Consider the following 2,907-nt stretch of genomic DNA (forward strand, 5'->3'; position numbering starts at 1 on the left):
GTCCGGTCGGACCGGCGACAGCCGGTCGAGTGACAGACCGGGGTGCGCCACGACGCTCGACACGGGCGACCCCGAATCGGCCAGCCGCTCGGCGAGCTCGAACCCGAACAGCATCACGGCGAGCTTGCTCCGGGCGTACTGGCGATGGTTGGAGTAGCGGCCGACGCCGAGGGGGTCCGTCGGGTCGAGCTGTGCGAACCGGTGCGCGATCGAGCCGAGGTGCACGATCCGGCCGGCGCGTCGTTCGAGCAGGGGCAGCACGAGGCCGGTCCAGGCGAAGTGGCCCAGGTGGTTCGTGCCGATCTGCAGTTCGGTTCCCTGCGCGGTGCTCCGCTGTGTGGACGCGCCGACGACGCCCGCGTTGTTCACGACCGCGTCGACGCCGTCGGGTTCCAGCTGTGCGAGCTCCGCGGCGGCTGCACGCACCGAGTCGAGGTCTGCCAGGTCGAGGTGGACGTGGGCGAGCGACGCACCGTCGACGTGTCGCCGGATGCTGCGCTCGGCGGCCGCAGCCCGACCGCGGTCGCGCGTGGCCAGCACCACCCGGTGTCCGGCCGCGGCCAGTTGTTCGGCGGCGTGGTAGCCGAGGCCGGCACTCGCACCGGTGATGACGACCGTGCGGGCAGCGTCAGCTGACATGCCCGGCCGACTCCATCTGGCGCAGGGCCTTCTTCAGGTCCTGCACCTCGTCGCGCAGTCGGGCTGCGAGCTCGAACTTCAGCTCGGCCGCCGCCTGCAGCATCTGGTCGTTGAGGTCGGCGATGGTGGCCCCGAGCTGCGTTGCGCCCTCGCCCGCGATGCCCCCGCGCTTGAGGTTCGGCGTCGGCGAACGACGGCCGTCCGTACCGGGGCGGCCCTGCAGGAGCGCCTTCGTGTCGTCGTTCTCGCGCTGCAGGACCTCGGTGATGTCGGCGATCTTCTTGCGCAGTGGCTGCGGGTCGATCCCGCGCTCCAGGTTGTACGCCACCTGCTTCTCGCGACGGCGGTCGGTCTCCTCGATCGCGATCTTCATCGAGTCGGTCATCTTGTCGGCGTACATGAGCACCTGGCCCGACACGTTGCGGGCGGCACGACCGATCGTCTGGATGAGCGACGTCGATGAACGGAGGAAGCCTTCCTTGTCGGCGTCGAGGATGGCGACGAGCGACACCTCGGGCAGGTCGAGGCCCTCACGCAGCAGGTTGATGCCGACGAGCACGTCGTACACGCCCTGCCGCAGCTCGGTGAGCAGTTCGACACGCTTCAGGGTGTCGACGTCGGAGTGCAGGTACCGGACCCGCACGCCCGCGTTGCCGAGGAAGTCGGTGAGTTCTTCGGCCATGCGCTTGGTGAGCGTCGTGACGAGGACGCGTTCGTCCTTCTCGACACGCTGCTTGATCTCCTCGAGCAGGTCGTCGATCTGGCCGTCGCTCGGCTTCACCACGATCTCGGGGTCGATGAGGCCGGTCGGGCGGATGATCTGCTCGACCACGCTGTCGGTGACCCCGAGCTCGTAACGGCCGGGGGTGGCCGACAGGTAGACCTTCTGGCCGACGCGCTCCAGGAACTCCTCCCACTTCAGCGGGCGGTTGTCCATCGCGCTCGGCAGACGGAACCCGTGCTCGACGAGGGTGCGCTTGCGCGAGGCGTCGCCTTCGTACATCGCACCGATCTGCGGCACGGTGACGTGCGACTCGTCGATGACGATGAGGAAGTCGTCCGGGAAGTAGTCGATGAGGCAGTGCGGTGCCTCACCCGGGCCGCGGCCGTCCATGTGCCGCGAGTAGTTCTCGATGCCGGAGCAGAACCCGATCTGCTCCATCATCTCGATGTCGAACGTCGTTCGCATGCGGAGCCGCTGGGCCTCGAGCAGCTTGCCCTGGCCCTCGAGCTCGGCGAGCCGTTCCGCGAGTTCTTCCTTGATGGACACGATCGCCCGGTGCATCACGTCGGTGTCGGCGACGTAGTGCGACGCGGGGAAGATCGAGACGGCGGGCAGGTCGTCGATGACGTTGCCCGTCAGCGGGTGCAGCGAGGAGAGCGCTTCGATCTCGTCACCGAACATCTCGATGCGGATGGCGTGCTCTTCGTACATCGGGATGATCTCGATGGTGTCGCCGCGCACCCGGAAGGTCCCGCGCGCGAAGTCGACGTCGTTGCGCTGGTACTGCATGGCGACGAACTTGCGCACGAGCTGGTCACGGGAGATCGTCTGGCCGACGTGGAGTGCGACCGAGGCGTTCATGTACTGCTCGGGGGTGCCGAGGCCGTAGATGCACGAGACGGTGGAGACCACGACGGTGTCGCGCCGGCTGAGCAACGAGTTCGTCGTGGAGTGCCGGAGTCGTTCGACCTCGGCGTTGACCGAGGAGTCCTTCTCGATGAACGTGTCCGTCTGCGGGACGTACGCCTCGGGCTGGTAGTAGTCGTAGTAGGAGACGAAGTACTCGACCGCGTTGTTCGGCATCAGACTGCGGAACTCGTTGGCGAGCTGCGCCGCGAGGGTCTTGTTGTGCGCGAGCACGAGCGTCGGCCGCTGCACCTGCTCGATGAGCCACGCGGTCGTCGCCGACTTGCCCGTACCGGTCGCGCCCAGCAGCACGACGTCGGTCTCACCGGCGTTGATCCGCCCGGCGAGTTCCGCGATGGCCGCGGGCTGGTCGCCACTCGGCGAGTACTCGCTGATGACCTCGAACGGACGCACCGCTCGGGTCGGTTCGATCGCAACACCCATGAGGACAACGCTAGTCGGCACCCCTGACACCGGAGGACGTTGCTCGCCCTCGGCGTACTGTCCCCTCCGACGGCGCCGGACCGGACCGCCCTCCGGGGTGCGCACGGCTCATCCCGTGATCCGGGCCCACACCTCGTCGGCGGAGCGGATCGTCCGCTCGAGGGTCCCGGTCGCGTCGACGACGTGGTCGGCGA

The 2,907-nt window shown here is 68.2% G+C and carries 2 protein-coding genes; both read right to left on the reverse strand.

Features of this window, described 5'->3' with window-relative positions; translation table 11 throughout:
* Nucleotides 1-639, reverse strand: a 639-nt coding sequence (locus BIU95_RS04860; RefSeq protein ID WP_139179658.1) for an SDR family NAD(P)-dependent oxidoreductase, incomplete at its 3' end; no start/stop codon positions are given.
* On the reverse strand, nucleotides 629-2,701 hold the full coding sequence (uvrB, locus tag BIU95_RS04865) for an excinuclease ABC subunit UvrB (protein WP_031259778.1): 2,073 nt from the start codon (nucleotides 2,699-2,701) through the stop codon (nucleotides 629-631). The genes uvrB and BIU95_RS04860, both read right to left, overlap by 11 nt.
* Nucleotides 2,702-2,907: the final 206 nt, after the last annotated feature.

Origin of the sequence: Curtobacterium sp. MCBA15_007 (assembly GCF_001864905.1) — a bacterium.
Classification (GTDB): Bacteria; Actinomycetota; Actinomycetes; order Actinomycetales; family Microbacteriaceae; genus Curtobacterium; species Curtobacterium poinsettiae.